The sequence below is a fragment of the Enterobacter cloacae complex sp. P13B genome (assembly GCF_014895915.1).
GTDB lineage: Bacteria > Pseudomonadota > Gammaproteobacteria > Enterobacterales > Enterobacteriaceae > Enterobacter > Enterobacter bugandensis.
In genome coordinates, this window is sequence record NZ_JADBQN010000002.1 from 1 (window position 1) to 16,906 (window position 16,906).

The window sequence follows — 16,906 nt, forward strand, 5'->3', positions numbered from 1 at the left end:
TGGGGAACCCTCAGCCCACAGGGAGAGGGTCAGGGTGAGGGCATCAGGCCGCACCGATTAAAGTTCAGTAGGTCGGATAAGCGCTAGCGCCACCCGACAAAACACTTAAAGCGTCACACCACTCTTAAAGATCGCCAGCTCGCGGAAGTCGTTCTTCTCGTTACAGGTCTGCCTGCCGTTAGCAAACTCCACGATAGTGTCCACGAACTCCGTCAGCAGCTGCGGCATCGCTTTGCCGTGGATCAGCTGGCCTGCGTCGAAATCGATCCAGTGCTTTTTCTTCGCCGCCAGCTCGCTGTTGGTGGCAATTTTGACCGTCGGCACAAAACCGCCGTACGGCGTACCGCGACCGGTGCTGAATAACACCATGTGACAACCCGCCCCCGCCAGCGCGCTGGTGGCGACCGCATCGTTACCCGGTGCGCTCAGCAGGTTCAGGCCGTGGGTTTTCAGGCGTTCGCCGTAGCGCAGAACGTCCACCACCTGGCTGGCCCCCGCTTTCTGGGTGCAGCCGAGGGATTTCTCCTCCAGCGTGGTGATTCCGCCCGCCTTGTTCCCCGGCGACGGGTTCTCGTAAATCGGCTGATTGTGGGCAATGAAGTACTGTTTGAAGTCGTTCACCATGGTGACGGTCTTCTCAAACGTCTCTTCGTCGCGGCAGTGGCTCATCAGAATGCGCTCCGCGCCAAACATCTCCGGCACTTCGGTCAGCACCGTGGTGCCGCCGTTGGCAATCACGTAATCCGAGAAGCGGCCCAGCATTGGGTTAGCGGTAATGCCGGAAAGACCGTCAGACCCGCCGCACTCCAGACCAAACTTCAGCTCGCTCAGCCTGCCCGGCTCGCGCCTGTCGTGGCGCATCACCTCATACAGCTGATGCAGCTGCTCAACGCCCGCTTCCACTTCGTCGTCCTGATGCTGGCACACCATGAAGTGAACGCGCTCAGGGTCGAATTCCCCCAGCGTCTCGCGGAAGGCGTCGACCTGGTTGTTCTCGCAGCCGAGGCCGATCACCAGCACCGCGCCCGCATTCGGGTGGCGCACCATGTTTTGCAGCATGGTGCGGGTGTTGATGTGGTCGTCACCCAACTGGGAGCAGCCGTAGGTGTGGCTGAACAGATGTACCCCGTCGATGCCCTCGGCATCGTGGGTCTCCTTCAGAAAGCGGGTCTGGATCTGACGCGCAATGCCGTTCACGCAGCCGACGGTCGGCAGGATCCACAGCTCGTTGCGGATCCCCACATCACCGTTTGCGCGACGGTAGATTTGCACCTCACGATCCCCCGCCTGCACGCCTGCCTTCGGTAGTTCAGGCTGATAGCTGTACTCGTCCAGATCGCTGAGATTGGTGCGGGTATTGTGGGAATGAATATATTCACCCGGCGCAATATCCGCCAGCGCATGGCCGATGGGCAAACCGTACTTCACCACGTTCTCCCCTTTTACAATGGGGATCAGGGCAAACTTGTGTCCACGTCCAATGGCCTGGCGCAACGTGACCGACTGGTTATCGAAGGCCACTTCCGTGCCTTCGGTTAAATCTGCCAGCGCGACGGCCACGTTATCCAGCGAATGGATTTTGATGTATTGCATATCAACCTCAGACGGCCTTAGTTCAGTTCAATGGCGAAGTAGTCACGCGCATTGTTAAAGCAGATGTTTTTCACCATTTCGCCCAGCAGCTGGATATCCGCTGGCGCTTCACCCGCGTGCACCCAGCGGCCAATCATCTGGCACAGGATGCGGCGGAAATATTCATGACGGGTATAGGACAGGAAGCTGCGGCTGTCGGTCAGCATACCCACGAAGCGGCTTAACAGACCGAGCTGCGCCAGCTGCGTCATCTGACGCTCCATGCCGTCTTTCTGATCGTTGAACCACCAGCCGGATCCGAACTGCATCTTGCCCGGCATACCTTCGCCCTGGAAGTTGCCCACCATGGTGCCCAGCACTTCGTTATCGCGCGGGTTCAGGCAGTAGAGAATGGTTTTCGGCAGCAGGTTTTGCTCGTTCTGTTTGCTCAGCAGTTTTGACAGCTCTTCCGCCAGCGGGCGGTCGTTGATGGAGTCAAAGCCCACGTCCGCGCCCAGCAGTTTGAACTGGCGCTGGTTGTTATTGCGCAGCGCGCCGATGTGGTACTGCTGTACCCAGCCGCGACGGGCGTATTCCGCGCCGAGGAACACCAGCACCGCGGTTTTGAACTGCGCCACTTCATGCTCGCTAAGCGATTCACCGGAGAGGCGACGCGCCAGGATGCTGTCCAGTTCAGCTTCGTTGGATTCCGCGAACAGCACCACGTCCAGCGCGTGGTCAGAGACTTTACAGCCGTGCGCCGCGAAGTGGTCCAGGCGTTTGGTCAGCGCGGTTTGCAGATCGGCGAAACGACGGATGTCGGTATCGGACACTTCCGCCAGCTTCGCCATATAGTCGTTGAAGGTGGCCTGCTCAATGTTGAAGGCTTTGTCCGGGCGCCAGCTTGGCAGCACTTTAATGTCAAAAGAGGCGTCTTTGGCGACAACGGCATGATGCTCCAGGGAGTCAATCGGATCGTCGGTGGTGCCCACCATCTTCACGTTCATCTGCTTCATGATGCCGCGCGCGGAGAAGTTATCCTGCGCCAGCAGTTCGTTGCACTGGTCCCAGATTTCATCCGCCGTAGCGGGAGAAAGCAGCTTGCCGGTGATACCAAACGGACGACGCAGTTCGAGGTGCGTCCAGTGGTAGAGCGGGTTGCCGATAGTGTGCGGAACGGTAGCGGCCCAGGCGTCGAACTTCTCGCGATCGGTCGCGTCGCCGGTACACAGGCGCTCGGCCACGCCGTTGGTGCGCATTGCGCGCCATTTATAGTGGTCACCCTTCAGCCAGATATCATACAGGTTTTTAAAACGGTAATTTTCGGCAACCTGCTGCGGCGGTAAGTGGCAGTGGTAGTCGAAAATCGGCTGGTCTTTAGCGTAGTCGTGGTACAGGCGGCGGGCAAATTCGGTATCTAATAGAAAATCGTCGGTCATAAACGGCGTCATTATCGTCTTCCTCATTACGGGAGCGTCAGAAAGCGTATGTTCATATGCTGCAAAGTTATCACACCAATTTCCACCCACCGAAGCTTTTTTCGTGAGTGAGATCAATAAACGCTAACAAATAAATTACCCTCAATGGAGTAAACCCTTCTACAGGCCGCGCCGTTGCTGGCTTTGCGCACAGCGATTAATGTCCCTACAAAGAATCATACATTTGTGATGTCACTCACCTTTTAAAGTTGTATGACAAGTTATCGTTTCGCCGTCGCAAACACTAAGCCGACGGAATGCGTTACCGGTGTGAGACACATCGGATTTAACGGTACGGATACCGACTTATGCACGCTTACTTATGGCAAGGTTCGGGCCGTTCCGGGACATTCTCCCGGCTACGCCCCTCCCGTTACACAACTGCTCCCGGCAACGGTTGAGAGGTTGCCGTGCTCTGGCGCGGAAATAACATAACGATGAGGTTTTAGATGCGTAAAATTAAAGGGTTACGTTGGTATATGATCGCACTGGTGACGCTGGGCACCGTGCTGGGCTACCTGACACGTAACACCGTGGCAGCCGCGGCGCCGACGTTGATGGAAGAGCTGCATATCTCCACGCAGCAATACTCTTACATCATCGCGGCCTATTCTGCCGCTTACACCGTCATGCAGCCTGTTGCTGGGTATGTTCTCGATATTCTGGGTACCAAAATCGGCTATGCCTTCTTCGCCATCGCCTGGGCGGTATTCTGCGGTGCAACCGCACTGGCAGGCAGCTGGGGCGGCCTGGCGCTGGCCCGTGGCGCGGTCGGTGCGGCAGAAGCCGCAATGATCCCGGCGGGGCTGAAAGCCAGCTCTGAGTGGTTCCCGGCAAAAGAGCGTTCCATCGCGGTGGGTTACTTCAACGTGGGGTCGTCCATCGGCGCAATGATTGCGCCGCCGCTGGTGGTGTGGGCCATCGTGATGCACAGCTGGCAGATGGCATTCATTATCTCTGGCGTGCTGAGCTTCGCCTGGGCAATGGCGTGGCTGGTTTTCTATAAACACCCGCGCGATCAGAAAAAACTCTCCGAGGAAGAGCGCGAATACATTATTGGTGGTCAGGAAGCGCAGCATCAGACCAACAACGGCAAGAAGATGTCCGTCTGGCAGATCCTGGGCACCCGTCAGTTCTGGGGTATCGCCCTGCCGCGCTTCCTGGCTGAACCGGCCTGGGGTACCTTCAACGCGTGGATCCCACTGTTTATGTTTAAAGTCTACGGCTTTAACCTGAAAGAGATCGCGATGTTCGCCTGGATGCCGATGCTGTTCGCTGACCTGGGCTGTATCGTGGGCGGCTACCTGCCACCGCTGTTCCAGCGCTGGTTTGGGGTGAACCTGATTGTTTCCCGTAAGATGGTGGTGACCATGGGCGCCCTGCTGATGATTGGCCCGGGCATGATCGGCCTGTTCACCAGTCCGTATGTGGCTATCGCCCTGCTGTGCATCGGTGGATTTGCGCACCAGTCGCTCTCCGGCGCGCTGATTACGCTCTCGTCTGACGTCTTCGGCCGTAACGAAGTGGCCACCGCCAACGGCCTGACCGGGATGGCCGCGTGGACCGCGAGTACGATGTTCGCGCTGGTCGTCGGCGCGCTGGCTGATACCATCGGCTTCAGCCCGCTGTTCGCGGTGCTGGCAATCTTCGACCTGATGGGCGCGGTGGTTATCTGGACGGTGCTGAAAAGCAAATCCGCAGAGGAGCTGGCGAAAGAGTCTCTCGGGCGACCGGCTACGCAGAGTTAGCGAAGATGCGTTTCACCGAAGCCGCCCCCGGGCGGCTTTTTTAATGGCAAAATCTGGAGAGTATTCCGTGAAAGTGGTATAACAAATCATCTGCCGTACCCTGCCTGGAGCGCATATGGAAATCACCGAACCACGTCGTTTATATCAACAACTTGCTGCCGAGCTGAAAGATCGCATCGAGCAAGGGGTCTATCTTGTCGGTGATAAACTTCCCGCCGAGCGCTTTATCGCGGATGAAAAAAGCGTAAGCCGAACCGTGGTGCGCGAAGCGATTATCATGCTGGAAGTGGAAGGCTACGTTGAGGTACGCAAAGGTTCCGGCATTCACGTTATTTCTAATCAGCCTAAACACTCTCCGGTGGCGGATGAAAGTCTTGAATTCGCCAGCTACGGTCCGTTTGAGCTGCTCCAGGCTCGCCAGCTCATCGAAAGCAATATTGCCGAATTTGCCGCCACGCAGGTGACCAAGCAGGACATCATGAAGCTGATGGAGATCCAGGAGAACGCTCGCAAGGAAAAATGTTTCCGTGATTCCGAGTGGGACCTGCAGTTTCACGTTCAGGTCGCCCTGGCAACCCAAAATACAGCGCTGGCGGCAATCGTTGAGAAAATGTGGACTCAGCGCGTTCACAACCCGTACTGGAAAAAACTGCACGATCATATTGATTCCCGTACCGTGGACAACTGGTGTGACGACCACGATCAAATTCTTAAGGCGCTGATTCGTAAAGATCCCCACGCCGCGAAGCTCGCCATGTGGCAGCACCTGGAAAACACCAAGCAGATGCTCTTCAATGAAACCAGTGACGACTTCGAATTTAACGCTGACCGTTATCTTTTTGCCGATAATCCTGTCGTTCATCTCGATACGGCCCCGAGCGGCGCAAAATAGGCGACCTTTCTACCGGCAGGCGCTTCGCTGCGCCTCCCCGGCTGAATGGGTAAGCAAAACATATATAGTGTCAGCCTTTGTAAAATCCCTCGCTCACTTTCAGGGCTTACGCCAAAATCACCTCACCCTGCAAATTCTGTGACGCAGAACGTTGGGCTTTGTTACAATTGGATTCACTTCGTTATTTTGAAAGTTAGTGCTTGCTAACCAGCCAATTAACAGGGAACAGTGTTGGCCACACCGCAATGTGTCCGCGAGCGACCATAATGAAATCACAACAATGTCGCAGTGCTGTTTGTCCCGGATAACAGGCGAGACGTTAACCGATTTCCAGGAACACTGAATGGAACTTTTGACCCAACTGCTGCATGCCCTTTGGGCGCAGGATTTTGAAACGCTGGCCAACCCTTCCATGATTGGCATGCTCTATTTTGTCTTGTTTATGATTCTGTTCCTTGAGAATGGTTTGCTGCCTGCAGCCTTCTTGCCGGGTGACAGTTTGCTGGTGCTTGTCGGCGTGCTGTGTGCCAAAGGCGCAATGGCGTTCCCGCAGACCATTTTATTACTGACCGTCGCGGCCAGCCTTGGCTGCTGGGTGAGCTATATCCAGGGAAGATGGCTGGGCAATACCCGAATAGTACAGAACTGGCTTTCCCATCTGCCTGCGCACTATCACCAGCGGGCACACCACCTGTTCCATAAGCATGGGCTTTCCGCGCTGCTGATTGGCCGCTTTATCGCTTTTGTGCGCACCCTGCTGCCCACCATTGCCGGGCTGTCCGGGTTGAGCAGCGCACGCTTCCAGTTCTTCAACTGGATGAGCGGCCTGTTATGGGTTCTGATCCTGACGACGCTGGGCTATGCGCTGGGTAAGACGCCGGTCTTCATGAAATATGAAGATCAGCTGATGTCCTGCCTGATGCTGCTGCCTGTTGTTCTGCTGGTCTTCGGCCTGATCGGTTCGCTGGTTGTCCTGTGGAAGAAAAAATACGGAGCGCGAGGTTAACGATGGTTATCTCACCGCTCGCCATGCGCCGCTTTGCCTGTGCCTTTATTGCACTGGTGATGCTCAGCGCCGTACTGCTGGCCTGGAACACGCTTTCACATCAGGACGCTACGCTGGCCATTCGCCCGGTAAACCAGGGGGGCGGTGTGCCTGACGGTTTTTCTGTCTGGCATCATCTGGATGCAAACGGCATCCGCTTTAAAAGCATCACCCCGCAGGACGATGTTTTACTGATTAAGTTTGATTCCCGTGCGCAGAGCGCTGCCGCGAAAGCGGTTCTTGACCGCACGCTGCCGCACGGCTATATCATTGCCCAGCAGGAAGATGACAACCCGCCAGCCGCGTGGTTATCATTGATTCGCGATACGTCGCATCGGTTTGGATAACTTCCTGGATTCCGAATCTTTTCACTCACTTTGGTGAATCCCCCGTTTACTTACTATGCTTAAGTACGCGGAGCACCCCTCGAATGTACTCCGCATCATTTTGGATAGCGGCTAACCCCGCAGCACAATGGAAGGTTTCGATAATGAAATTCCGCATGACCCTGGCTCTGGCCCTTTTTTCTTTAAGCACAACGACCTTCGCAAACTCTCTCTGTCAGGAGAAAGAACAGGATATTCAGCGTGAGATCGGTTATGCCGAAAAGCATAACAATCAGCACCGTGTTGATGGTCTCAAAAAAGCGCTGAGCGAAGTGAAAGCGAACTGTTCAGACAGCAAGCTGCGTGCCGATCACCAAAAGAAAATCGCTGAACAGAAGGACGAGATAGCCGAGCGCCGTCAAGACCTGCAGGAAGCGAAGGAGAAAGGGGATGCGGAAAAAATTGCTAAGCGCGAGAAGAAGTTGAAAGAGGCGCAGGACGACCTGAAAGCGCTGGAAGCTCGCGATTATTGAGTTAACGGAAATCTCAACAGGAGAGAATCATGTCAAAAGATACGACGTCTGAACATCTGCGCGCTGAACTGAAATCCCTGGCCGATACCCTTGAAGAGGTGCTGAACTCCTCTGCCGATAAGTCGAAAGAAGAAGTAAGCAAGCTGCGCAGCAAAGCGGAGCAGGCGCTGAAAGAGAGCCGCTACCGCCTGGGTGAAACCGGTGATGCACTGGCGAAACAGACCCGTGAAGCGGCTGCGCGTGCAGATGAATATGTGCGCGACAATCCATGGACGGGAGTTGGTATTGGTGCCGCAGTGGGTGTGGTGCTGGGTGTCCTGCTGACGCGTCGTTGATATGGAAGATCCTCGTCACGCACAAGGGCCTGCTAATAACGTCCTCGGCATCGGCCAGCGTATTTTAACGACGCTGGTTGGGATTGCCGAAACGCGCGTCCGGCTGGCAGTGGTCGAACTGGAAGAGGAGAAAGCGAACCTCTTCCAGATGCTGCTGATGCTCGGGCTGACCATGCTCTTCGCCGCGTTTGGTCTGATGAGCCTGATGGTGTTAATCATCTGGGCCATTGACCCGCAGTATCGACTTAACGCGATGATTGCCACGACCGTCGTTCTGCTGGTCGCGGCGCTGATTGGCGGCATATGGACGATGCGTAAAGCGCGCAGGTCCACTTTCCTGCGCCACACGCGCCAGGAACTGGCTAACGATCGCGCCCTGCTGGAGGATGACAAGCCGTGAGCGATAAAGCGGAACGTCAGAAGCGAAAAGCGTACCTGTTAAGTCAGATCCAGCAGCAGCGGCTGGATCTGTCTGCCAGCCGCCGTGACTGGATCGACGCGACGCGACGGTTTGACCGTGGCTGGAATACCTTCCTGAGCCTGCGTTCGTGGGCGCTGGTCGGCAGCAGCGTGATGGCTATCTGGACGGTTCGTCATCCAAATATGCTCATCCGCTGGGCCCGGCGCGGTTTTGGTGCCTGGAGCGCCTGGCGTCTGGTCAAGGCAACGTTGCGGCAACAACAGCTGCGGTGATAAACGCAAAACGGTAACTCAGGTTACCGTTTTTTGTTTTTGCCCTTCTCCCCGTGGGCTGAGGGCACCAGCGCGCACCTGCCCTTACTCAATATCTTTGAAGAAGATTGACAGTTTTCCTTGCTAACAATTGCTACCCGCCCCGTTTACACTCCTCTCCATCGACAGCAGAGCCGCGGTATCTACGCGGAATTGCAGACAAATAATGTTCAGCCGCTTATGTGGTTTCCTGGAGAGTAAAATGAAAAAATTAGAAGATGTTGGTGTACTGGTCGCGCGTATTCTGATGCCAATTCTGTTTATCGTGGCAGGCTGGGGCAAAATCACCGGATATGCGGGTACCCAGCAGTATATGGAAGCCATGGGCGTTCCGGGGTTCCTGCTGCCGCTGACCATTCTGCTTGAGTTTGGCGGCGGCCTGGCGGTTCTGTTCGGCTTCCTGACCCGCACCACCGCGCTGTTTACCGCAGGCTTCACCCTGCTGACCGCGTTCATCTTCCACAGCAACTTTGCGGAAGGCGTGAACTCACTGATGTTTATGAAAAACCTGACCATCGCGGGTGGCTTCCTGCTGCTGGCGATCACCGGCCCAGGCGCATACAGCATCGACCGCGTTCTGAATAAGAAATGGTAAGCACGCTATACTGAATAAACACAAAGCGAGGAGACATCTCCTCGCTTTTGCTATCTGACGGAGGAGTAAAAAATGGGACAACTCGTAGACGGCGTCTGGCAGGATGTCTGGTATGACACCAAATCCACCGGTGGACGCTTTAAGCGCTCTGTTTCGGCCTTCCGTAACTGGCTGACCGCCGACGGCGCCCCCGGCCCGAGTGGCGAAGGGGGCTTCGCGGCGGAGAAAGATCGTTATCATCTGTACGTTTCCCTCGCCTGCCCGTGGGCGCACCGCACGCTGATCGTGCGCAAGCTAAAAGGCCTCGAATCCTTCATTCCGGTTTCAGTCGTCAACCCGTTGATGCTGGAAAACGGCTGGACGTTTGACAGTGATTTCCCTGCGGCAACCGGCGACGATCTTTATCACCACGATTTCCTGTACCAGCTCTATCTGCGCGCCGATCCGCACTACACCGGACGCGTGACCGTGCCGGTGCTGTGGGACAAGAAAAACCAGACGATCGTCAGCAATGAGTCCGCGGAAATCATCCGCATGTTCAATACCGCGTTTGATGCGCACGGCGCCCGCGCCGGGGATTACTACCCGGTCGAGCTACGCGAGAAAATTGACGAGCTGAACAGCTGGATTTACGACAACGTCAACAACGGCGTCTATAAGGCCGGTTTCGCCACCAGCCAGGAAGCCTATGACGAAGCGGTCGGAAAGGTGTTTGAATCGCTGGAGCGCTTGGAGCAGATCCTGGGCCAGCATCGCTACCTGACGGGCGATCGCCTGACGGAAGCGGACATTCGCCTGTGGACCACGCTGGTTCGCTTTGACCCGGTCTATGTCACCCACTTTAAGTGCGATAAACACCGCATCAGCGACTACCTGAACCTGTATGGTTTCCTGCGAGACATCTACCAGATGCCGGGGATCGCGGAGACGGTCAACTTCGACCATATTCGCACTCACTATTTCCGCAGCCACAAGACCATCAACCCGACGGGCATCATCTCCATTGGCCCGTGGCAGGATCTGGATGAACCGCACGGGCGCGACGTGCGTTTCGGATAATTATTTAGGGAATCAATTGATTCCCTTTTTTAATTCACAGCATACATCTATCCTTACCTCGATCGCTTAGAAAACAAGTGATTGACTGATTAAGAGGCAAGGAAAATGGACTGGTATTTAAAAGTACTGCGCAACTACGTTGGATTTGGTGGCCGCGCCCGCCGCAAAGAGTACTGGATGTTCGTTCTGGTGAACTTCGTCCTGATTATGGTGCTGGGCATCGTGGATAAAATCCTCGGCTGGGAGCGCGCCGGCGGTGAAGGCGTACTCACTACGATTTATGGCTTGCTGGTTTTGCTGCCTTCATGGGCCGTGCTGTTTCGTCGTCTCCACGACACCGATCGTTCGGCGTGGTGGCTGCTGTTGCTGTTAATCCCGCTTGTCGGCTGGATCGTGATTTTAATTTTCAACTGCCAGAGCGGGACGCCGGGCGAAAACCGCTTTGGTCCGGATCCTAAGATCGGCGCGTAAATTACTGCCCGGTGGCGCTTACGCTTACCGGGCCTGCTCGCTTATTTGTTGTGATGCGCAAAGAGCTTTGGAATTTCGCGCAGGCACCACGATTTGGCTTCGCCCATGCTGTCGCGGCGCCACGCCATAATAATGTCCACTTCGCTGGTGTACTCCGGGCTCACCACCCTTAGTCGCCCTTCCGCAATATCTTTTTCCACAAACGGGTAAGGCATCGTCGCCACGCCCAAACCGGCCAGCAGCGCCTGCCGCTTGTCTTCCAGTGACGTGACCGTCAGACGCGGCTGTTTATCCAGCAGCTGAACCGTCAGCACCGGACGCTCACGCGCGGTATCCGCCACCGCCACGCCGCGGTACTTCACGCGCGTCACTTCAGAGAGCGGCTCCGGCTCCTGGTGAATCGGGTGATCCGGCGCGGCGACGTAGACGTTCATGACGCTGTAGAGCTTGCGCGAGTTGATTTCTGACGATGAGCGGAAATGCATGTCAGGCGCAATGACGATATCCGCCCTGCCCGTCTCCAGACGCTCCCACGCCCCGGCCAGCACCTCGGTGATGATCGACAGCTGCGTATTGGCCTTCGCCGCCAGGCGGTCCACCAGCGGGAACAGCGCTTCGGTCGGCACCAGCGCTTCGGTGACTAACGTCAGGTGGGTTTCCCAACCTCGCGCCAGCGCTTCGGCGTCCGTGGTGAGCTTGTCCGCCGCTTCCAGCAGCACGCGACCTCGCTCCAGCAGCATCCGCCCCACGTTGGTGAATTTTGTTCGATGACCGGAGCGATCGAAGAGCACGACGTCCAGCTCTTCCTCCAGTTTTTGCATGGTGTAGCTTAGCGCAGACGGAACGCGCCCCAGTTCATCTGCCGCCGCGGCAAAGCTGCCGCGCCGGTCAATCGCGTCCATGACGCGAAGCGCCTCAAGCGTCAATGCTCTCTCTTTAGCCATCTCGTTCTCATTCAGGAAATTTGAACATACCAGGCAGAATATCTGGCTAACAATGCAGCGTCCATACCTTTACCATTGTTTTAGTGTAAAGAGAGGTCAAGTTTATGATTACGACAAGAACAGCGAAACAGTGCGGACAAGCCGATTTCGGTTGGCTGCAGGCCCGCTACACCTTTTCCTTTGGACACTACTTTGACCCTAAACTCCTCGGTTACGCTTCACTGCGCGTGTTGAACCAGGAAGTGCTCGCCCCGGGCGCCTCCTTCCAGCCACGTACGTATCCGAAAGTCGATATCCTGAACCTGATCCTGGAAGGCGAGGCAGAATACCGCGATAGCGAGGGCAATCATGTCCAGGCAAAGGCTGGCGAAGCGTTGTTAATTTCCACGCAGCCGGGCATCAGCTACAGCGAGCATAACCTCAGCAAAGACAAAACGCTGACGCGCATGCAGCTGTGGCTCGACGCCTGCCCTGAGCGAGAAAACCCGCTGGTGCAGAAAATAGATCTGAAGGGCGATAAACAGCAGCTGATTGCCTCGCCTGACGGCAGCAAGGGCAGCTTGCAGCTGCGACAGCAGGTATGGCTACACCATATCGAACTGAAAAAAGGTGAACAGGCAAGCTTCCAGCTGCACGGCCCGCGCGCCTATTTGCAGTCCATTCACGGTACGGTGCATGCGGTAACGCACGCGGAAGAGAAAGAAGCGCTCACCTGCGGCGACGGGGCGTTTATTCGTGACGAAGCGAATATCACCCTGGTGGCGGATACGCCGCTGCGCGCGCTGCTGATTGATTTGCCGGTGTAAGAGTTGCTCGATCGGTCCCTCTCCCCTTTGGGAAGAGGGACGAATGCCAATCGCTACACCTTACTCGCCATAATCTCAATAATCTGCCGGTCCGTTGCCTGCATTGAGCGGCACGCCAGGGCGCACAGGTTAGAGATAGACTGTTCCACGTCGTGGGCCACAATCCCCTCGTTGCCCGTCACGCCCGACTCATCCAGCGCCATCATCACGGCTTTCCAGGCGCTGGTGACGCTGGTCGAGACTTTCATGGCGCAGCTGTTAGACGCCCCGTCGCAGATCATCCCGCTGACGTCACCGATCATACTGCCGATGGCCATTGCAATCGTCTGATAGCTTCCGCCCATCAGCCACGCCATCCCTGCGGCGGCCCCCATACCGGCCGTTGTCGCCGCACACAGCGCGGACAAACGCGGAAGCTGGTAATGGATGTAGATAGCCGACAGATGCGAGAGCATCAGCGCCCGCGCCAGCCGTTCGTCATCGGCCTGAACATGTTCAGAGACCACGACAACCGGCATGGTGGCTGTAATCCCCTGATTCCCGGAGCCCGAGTTGCTCATCGCCGGCAGCGTCGCGCCGCCCATGCGGGCATCCGAGGCCGCGCTGGTGCGGATAACGATGTCTGAACCCAGATCCTGCGCCATCCATCCGCGTGCGCGCTGCTTATTGAGGGTGGCGCCAATGTGTAGCCCCCACTTCCCGCTAAGCCCTTCACGAGAGAGCGCGTCGTTCAGTTGCCCTGCATCCAGGATAAAGCGGATCGCCTCGAACGGTACCTGTTCGACAAACTCCAGGATCTGCGAGAGCGTGGTGTTTGACAGTACAGCCAGCGGATCGTTACTTACCTCGGCCTGCCGCTCGTCAAGACTGAAGCGCGTTTCGCCGTGACAAACCACCTCCACCACGCGGGTATGTCCGCCCGCAATGGTCACCTTGGCCGAGGCCTCACCGGCGTAGACGCAGGCACGTGAATAGAGGATCTCATCGCACGGCTCCTGCAATTTCACCTGCACCAGACCGGCGTTAAGCATTGCTTTGGCCCGCGCCAGCGCATCGGCGGTGACATATTTCAGCACCTCCAGCCCCGCCTGCGCATTGCCACCGATGGCACCCAGCGCCGCCGCAATGGGCAGCCCGACCATGCCGGTGCCCGGCACCGTTACGCCAAGCCCGTTCTTCATCAGATTCGGCGATACCCACGCCTCAATCTTCGTGACGTCGCCGGGCAGTTGCTCTGCGGCAATCGCACAGGCAAGAGCCAGAGAAACGGGCTCGGTGCACCCCAGCGCAGGCTTAACTTCTTCCTGCACTACGCGAATAAATTGATTCCATAAAGGATGAGTTTGCTCAGACATCGTTACGACCTTATTTGCCCTCAGGAAAATGCGAGGAAAGGAGAAACACAAAGCAGCAGCCCGGTGATAACAATAATCACCAGCGATACGCCCTTATATTTATGCAGCGCCGGTACCTTGTAGACCAGCCATGCAGGGATCAGGCAGCCCACCATGCCGAAGATGGGGCTACAGATAGAGGTGAAGCTCAGTACCGGCGCGTTTAACACGATCGCGCTCCAGGCCAGCAGGATAGCGAACAGCATGATCCCGCGCTGGACGATGCTTTCATTAATACGTTCAGCCGGCATTTTACGGCGCAGGATATTCATCACGATCCCCTGCGTGGCTTCGCGGAAGCCGAGATAGACACCGAAGAAGGCGGTCATCACGGCAAAAATATTGAGGATCACGCTGACGATTTTGACCCAGCCCGCGCCGTCGCCGCTGATAAACTGCGCCGCAATCGCCAGGGCGGAAATGTTCTGCTCGTAGGCTTTCACCGCTTCGTCGTGTCCCATCGCCAGGGTGAAAGAGACGGCGTAGAAGAAGACCGTGACAAACAGTATGCCAAAGGCGATATTCATCGCCCGCAGCGCCTTATGACGCGCCACCTCAACGGATTTTTCCCGTGAACGATAGGAAATCACCATCGGGCTTAATGTCTGGATAAACAGAATGGAGGTTAAGGTAAAGGGCAGCGTAATAATGGCATTTTTTATCAGCAACCCCATCGGCGGCAGCATACCGACGTTGGCTAAATGCCAGAGGCCGATCATTGAAAGCCCCAGCGCCGCCACCACAAATAATTTGGTCAGCACCATCAGGCTGGAGACTTTAAACAGCAGCTTTTCACCGCGCGAAGAGATGGCGACCAGAATACAGATCAGGAATAAGCCGTAGAAGGGATTTTCCGACAGCAACCCCTCGGTGACACCAAAAGTGTGCAAATAGGATGCGCTGTCGTTGGTGATAGCCGTGGAATAGACAAACATCCAGATGACCAGCATCACGAAATAAAGTGCACCTAATAAGATGCCCCAGTTTTTACCTAAATAACCGCTAATCACGCTCGGGTAGTCTTTACATTCCGGGGATTCCGCCAGCGTATTAATAAATAATCGCTGGAAGAGGTACATGGCCGGATAGCCAATAATCGAGGAGAGCAAAAAGACCCACAGCCCCATTAATCCAACCTGCACCGGAAGAAAAACGATACCCGCGCCGATAGCCATCCCGATACTCATGATGACCCAGCCCGTGTCGGTGCTGTCGAATTTGATCGCCTCTCGCCATTCGCTTTCGCTCATTCCCGCCCGCCTTGCCGCAGGGGAATCACTCACAATCACACTGCTGTTTGTTGCCATATTCATTGGGCACTCGCTTATTTTGTAGGGTAATCAGTTGTTTTTATTAGGTTCCGATCGCCAGCGATTGCGAGTCAGAGAGTGCAGGTGTGTGTTGTTGGTATGGGAAGATCATATCCGTAGCGCGGGAGAAAAAAGTCACAATCTTTATGCGGACTTCCTAAATTTAGAGAAAAAAACGCCTCATTTTTAATGATGTTTGGTAAAAAATTCTAAAAGTGACGAATTTCACAGAATCAATATATTTAAGAAATGGATCTTTTTTAGGAATTTATAAAGAGGATTGTTCTACTTTATGCCTTCAAATTTTTATACGATAGCATCACTGAAACCACTCTATTATTATGGCTATGATATGGATACCGTTGAAGAGCTCAATGGAACATACTTCTATAAAGGTGTATGTAATATCTCGGCGTCTGAGTTATTTTTTTGGATTTTCCTTGATACTACCGATGAACAGTTCGGTGGATTAAAAGATGCAGTAATGATGGCTACTATGATCCTTGGTTTACCTATACTTGAGACCAGAATAAAGCCAGAAACGGCTACTATAGGTACTTCCGTGGCTTCTAAGTATCTTCGTGATCTTCTGAATGTACAGCTACCACACCGATTACCTACGATTACCCTCGCAAGCTTTAAATACCGAAAACCAATGTATACCAAAAACTTAGGTGCATTCATTGGTCGATGGATCCCTGCATTGGGGATAACCATACTTGCTGCTGATCTTGCAACGATAAGTTACAAAACACTCTCACGATATAATACGATTGCTCACCCTAAAGATCGGATTTGGTGAATATGAATAGTGAAAATGATGTTTTGAAGTTCTTCAGGGAAAATTTACCAGAACAGGGAACATTTACGGGCAAGAGGATCCCGCTCGAGTTAGACGATGTTTTACAGGATTACACCGATCTGGATGATATCGTTTATGTCATTGAGAAGTTTGAGAAAAAGTATCTTATCAATGTGCCCACGCAAAACTATTTCCCCTGGACTCAAACTTGGTTTTTCAGAAAATGGTTTACGCAAGAACCCGTTAAACAAATATCGAAGCCATTAACCGTAAGAATGTTTGCTGAGGCGGTAAAAGCAGGCACATGGATCCACCACTGATTTTCGAAAGGAGCATGATTTATGGCTGTACCGGTTCATATTTGGTTTTTTGACGATGGCGGCTCACTTATTAAGGGTTCAAGTGATGTACAGGATCGGGAAGGGAGTGTTGAAATTAGAGGGTTAACCCATAATTTAAGTATTCCAACAGATCCTCTTTCCGGGAGATTAACCGGAACGCGCAAACATGCCCCTTTCTTGTTCGAGAAGGAGATAGATAGTTCATCTCCGTATCTTTATAAGGCTGTGGCTACAGGGCAAAACCTAAAAAAAGTTGAGATAAGATATTATCGAATTAACGATGCGGGAAGGGAAGTTGAATACTTCAGAACTGAACTGGAAGGTGTAAAGGTCGTATCAATCTCCCCTATTGTTAACGATACACGTAACTGTCCCGGTACGGGCCATCTTGAATCTATTCAGTTGAGATACGAAAAAGCAATCTGGACTTACTGCGATGGCAATATTCAATTTTCTGATGCATGGAATGAACGAACATCTGCATGATTTTTAGCAGACAAAAAAGCCCCCTTATCTGAAGGGG

At 54.6% G+C, this 16,906-nt stretch carries 20 protein-coding genes; 15 read left to right on the plus strand and 5 right to left on the minus strand.

Features of this window, described 5'->3' with window-relative positions:
- Positions 1 to 105: 105 nt before the first annotated feature.
- Both IM273_RS00275 and uxaC read right to left on the minus strand, forming a co-directional pair.
- Positions 106 to 1,593, minus strand: a complete 1,488-nt coding sequence (locus IM273_RS00275; RefSeq protein ID WP_193050534.1) for a UxaA family hydrolase — start codon at positions 1,591 to 1,593, stop codon at positions 106 to 108.
- Positions 1,594 to 1,610: 17 nt separating this feature from the next.
- Complete coding sequence (gene uxaC, locus IM273_RS00280; protein WP_088204362.1) at positions 1,611 to 3,023, minus strand: glucuronate isomerase; 1,413 nt, start codon at positions 3,021 to 3,023, stop codon at positions 1,611 to 1,613.
- Positions 3,024 to 3,499: 476 nt separating this feature from the next.
- Between uxaC and IM273_RS00285 the strand changes: the two genes are divergently transcribed.
- The 11 genes from IM273_RS00285 (at position 3,500) to IM273_RS00335 (ending at position 10,786) form a co-directional block, all read left to right on the plus strand.
- The gene (locus IM273_RS00285; protein WP_028014505.1) at positions 3,500 to 4,798 is read left to right on the plus strand and encodes an MFS transporter; all 1,299 of its coding nucleotides are present in this window, start codon (positions 3,500 to 3,502) and stop codon (positions 4,796 to 4,798) included.
- 115 nt (positions 4,799 to 4,913) lie between these two features.
- Complete coding sequence (gene exuR / locus IM273_RS00290; protein ID WP_028014506.1) at positions 4,914 to 5,690, plus strand: transcriptional regulator ExuR; 777 nt, start codon at positions 4,914 to 4,916, stop codon at positions 5,688 to 5,690.
- A gap of 343 nt (positions 5,691 to 6,033) precedes the next feature.
- A complete protein-coding gene (gene yqjA / locus IM273_RS00295) occupies positions 6,034 to 6,696 on the plus strand; it encodes a DedA family general envelope maintenance protein YqjA (protein ID WP_008503144.1) in 663 nt (220 codons plus the stop codon).
- Positions 6,697 to 6,698: 2 nt separating this feature from the next.
- The gene (mzrA, locus tag IM273_RS00300; RefSeq protein WP_028014507.1) at positions 6,699 to 7,082 is read left to right on the plus strand and encodes an EnvZ/OmpR regulon moderator MzrA; all 384 of its coding nucleotides are present in this window, start codon (positions 6,699 to 6,701) and stop codon (positions 7,080 to 7,082) included.
- Between the two features lie 143 nt (positions 7,083 to 7,225).
- Positions 7,226 to 7,594, plus strand: a complete 369-nt coding sequence (locus IM273_RS00305) for a DUF1090 domain-containing protein (RefSeq protein WP_028014508.1) — start codon at positions 7,226 to 7,228, stop codon at positions 7,592 to 7,594.
- Positions 7,595 to 7,623: 29 nt separating this feature from the next.
- Positions 7,624 to 7,929, plus strand: coding sequence for a YqjD family protein (locus tag IM273_RS00310; RefSeq protein WP_008503141.1), 306 nt, complete (start codon positions 7,624 to 7,626; stop codon positions 7,927 to 7,929).
- A gap of 1 nt (position 7,930) precedes the next feature.
- On the plus strand, positions 7,931 to 8,329 hold the full coding sequence (locus IM273_RS00315) for a phage holin family protein (protein WP_041907961.1): 399 nt from the start codon (positions 7,931 to 7,933) through the stop codon (positions 8,327 to 8,329).
- The gene (locus tag IM273_RS00320) at positions 8,326 to 8,622 is read left to right on the plus strand and encodes a YqjK-like family protein (RefSeq protein ID WP_014885330.1); all 297 of its coding nucleotides are present in this window, start codon (positions 8,326 to 8,328) and stop codon (positions 8,620 to 8,622) included. Before IM273_RS00315 ends, IM273_RS00320 begins: the two co-directional genes overlap by 4 nt.
- 241 nt (positions 8,623 to 8,863) lie before the next feature.
- The gene (locus tag IM273_RS00325; protein WP_014833394.1) at positions 8,864 to 9,256 is read left to right on the plus strand and encodes a DoxX family protein; all 393 of its coding nucleotides are present in this window, start codon (positions 8,864 to 8,866) and stop codon (positions 9,254 to 9,256) included.
- A gap of 72 nt (positions 9,257 to 9,328) precedes the next feature.
- Positions 9,329 to 10,315: a glutathione S-transferase family protein gene (locus tag IM273_RS00330; RefSeq protein WP_193050533.1), complete on the plus strand. Its 987-nt coding sequence runs from the start codon at positions 9,329 to 9,331 to the stop codon at positions 10,313 to 10,315.
- A 105-nt stretch (positions 10,316 to 10,420) separates the two neighbouring features.
- Positions 10,421 to 10,786, plus strand: a complete 366-nt coding sequence (locus IM273_RS00335; protein WP_028014511.1) for a DUF805 domain-containing protein — start codon at positions 10,421 to 10,423, stop codon at positions 10,784 to 10,786.
- Positions 10,787 to 10,827: 41 nt separating this feature from the next.
- Here IM273_RS00335 and yhaJ read toward each other — a convergent pair whose 3' ends face one another.
- Positions 10,828 to 11,730 (minus strand): DNA-binding transcriptional regulator YhaJ, encoded by a 903-nt coding sequence (gene yhaJ / locus IM273_RS00340; protein WP_003862655.1) that lies wholly within the window; start codon positions 11,728 to 11,730, stop codon positions 10,828 to 10,830.
- 104 nt (positions 11,731 to 11,834) lie between these two features.
- Between yhaJ and IM273_RS00345 the strand changes: the two genes are divergently transcribed.
- Complete coding sequence (locus IM273_RS00345; RefSeq protein ID WP_022649481.1) at positions 11,835 to 12,536, plus strand: pirin family protein; 702 nt, start codon at positions 11,835 to 11,837, stop codon at positions 12,534 to 12,536.
- 53 nt (positions 12,537 to 12,589) lie between these two features.
- On the opposite strand, the gene IM273_RS00350 is transcribed toward IM273_RS00345, so the two are convergent.
- Positions 12,590 to 13,891 carry a serine dehydratase subunit alpha family protein gene (locus IM273_RS00350; protein ID WP_193050532.1) on the minus strand — a complete coding sequence of 434 codons (1,302 nt, stop codon included), beginning with the start codon at positions 13,889 to 13,891 and terminating at the stop codon, positions 12,590 to 12,592.
- 20 nt (positions 13,892 to 13,911) lie between these two features.
- Positions 13,912 to 15,243, minus strand: coding sequence for an amino acid permease (locus IM273_RS00355; RefSeq protein WP_041907950.1), 1,332 nt, complete (start codon positions 15,241 to 15,243; stop codon positions 13,912 to 13,914).
- Positions 15,244 to 15,592: 349 nt separating this feature from the next.
- On the opposite strand from IM273_RS00355, the gene IM273_RS00360 reads away from it, so the two are divergent.
- From IM273_RS00360 to IM273_RS00370, 3 genes are read left to right on the plus strand one after another with little or no spacing between them, the layout of a single operon-like run.
- Entirely contained in the window at positions 15,593 to 16,042 is a 450-nt protein-coding gene (locus IM273_RS00360) for an STM2901 family protein (protein ID WP_193050531.1), read from the plus strand.
- Between the two features lie 2 nt (positions 16,043 to 16,044).
- On the plus strand, positions 16,045 to 16,362 hold the full coding sequence (locus tag IM273_RS00365) for a DUF1493 family protein (RefSeq protein WP_045260103.1): 318 nt from the start codon (positions 16,045 to 16,047) through the stop codon (positions 16,360 to 16,362).
- A gap of 21 nt (positions 16,363 to 16,383) precedes the next feature.
- Positions 16,384 to 16,869, plus strand: coding sequence for a type VI secretion system tube protein TssD (locus tag IM273_RS00370; protein WP_048338835.1), 486 nt, complete (start codon positions 16,384 to 16,386; stop codon positions 16,867 to 16,869).
- Positions 16,870 to 16,906: the final 37 nt, after the last annotated feature.

What these genes read in the sequence shown, in the direction of transcription:
- IM273_RS00285 (WP_028014505.1), top strand. Translation starts at nt 3,500, where the DNA reads ATGCGTAAAATTAAAGGGTTACGTTGGTATATGATCGCACTGGTGACG.
- IM273_RS00335 (WP_028014511.1), top strand. Translation starts at nt 10,421, where the DNA reads ATGGACTGGTATTTAAAAGTACTGCGCAACTACGTTGGATTTGGTGGC.
- IM273_RS00315 (WP_041907961.1), top strand. Translation starts at nt 7,931, where the DNA reads ATGGAAGATCCTCGTCACGCACAAGGGCCTGCTAATAACGTCCTCGGC.
- IM273_RS00345 (WP_022649481.1), top strand. Translation starts at nt 11,835, where the DNA reads ATGATTACGACAAGAACAGCGAAACAGTGCGGACAAGCCGATTTCGGT.
- mzrA (WP_028014507.1), top strand. Translation starts at nt 6,699, where the DNA reads ATGGTTATCTCACCGCTCGCCATGCGCCGCTTTGCCTGTGCCTTTATT.
- IM273_RS00370 (WP_048338835.1), top strand. Translation starts at nt 16,384, where the DNA reads ATGGCTGTACCGGTTCATATTTGGTTTTTTGACGATGGCGGCTCACTT.
- uxaC (WP_088204362.1), bottom strand. Translation starts at nt 3,023, where the DNA reads ATGACGCCGTTTATGACCGACGATTTTCTATTAGATACCGAATTTGCC.
- IM273_RS00360 (WP_193050531.1), top strand. Translation starts at nt 15,593, where the DNA reads ATGGATACCGTTGAAGAGCTCAATGGAACATACTTCTATAAAGGTGTA.
- IM273_RS00365 (WP_045260103.1), top strand. Translation starts at nt 16,045, where the DNA reads ATGAATAGTGAAAATGATGTTTTGAAGTTCTTCAGGGAAAATTTACCA.
- IM273_RS00305 (WP_028014508.1), top strand. Translation starts at nt 7,226, where the DNA reads ATGAAATTCCGCATGACCCTGGCTCTGGCCCTTTTTTCTTTAAGCACA.
- yqjA (WP_008503144.1), top strand. Translation starts at nt 6,034, where the DNA reads ATGGAACTTTTGACCCAACTGCTGCATGCCCTTTGGGCGCAGGATTTT.
- IM273_RS00330 (WP_193050533.1), top strand. Translation starts at nt 9,329, where the DNA reads ATGGGACAACTCGTAGACGGCGTCTGGCAGGATGTCTGGTATGACACC.
- yhaJ (WP_003862655.1), bottom strand. Translation starts at nt 11,730, where the DNA reads ATGGCTAAAGAGAGAGCATTGACGCTTGAGGCGCTTCGCGTCATGGAC.
- IM273_RS00350 (WP_193050532.1), bottom strand. Translation starts at nt 13,891, where the DNA reads ATGTCTGAGCAAACTCATCCTTTATGGAATCAATTTATTCGCGTAGTG.
- IM273_RS00310 (WP_008503141.1), top strand. Translation starts at nt 7,624, where the DNA reads ATGTCAAAAGATACGACGTCTGAACATCTGCGCGCTGAACTGAAATCC.
- IM273_RS00275 (WP_193050534.1), bottom strand. Translation starts at nt 1,593, where the DNA reads ATGCAATACATCAAAATCCATTCGCTGGATAACGTGGCCGTCGCGCTG.
- IM273_RS00325 (WP_014833394.1), top strand. Translation starts at nt 8,864, where the DNA reads ATGAAAAAATTAGAAGATGTTGGTGTACTGGTCGCGCGTATTCTGATG.
- IM273_RS00355 (WP_041907950.1), bottom strand. Translation starts at nt 15,243, where the DNA reads ATGAATATGGCAACAAACAGCAGTGTGATTGTGAGTGATTCCCCTGCG.
- exuR (WP_028014506.1), top strand. Translation starts at nt 4,914, where the DNA reads ATGGAAATCACCGAACCACGTCGTTTATATCAACAACTTGCTGCCGAG.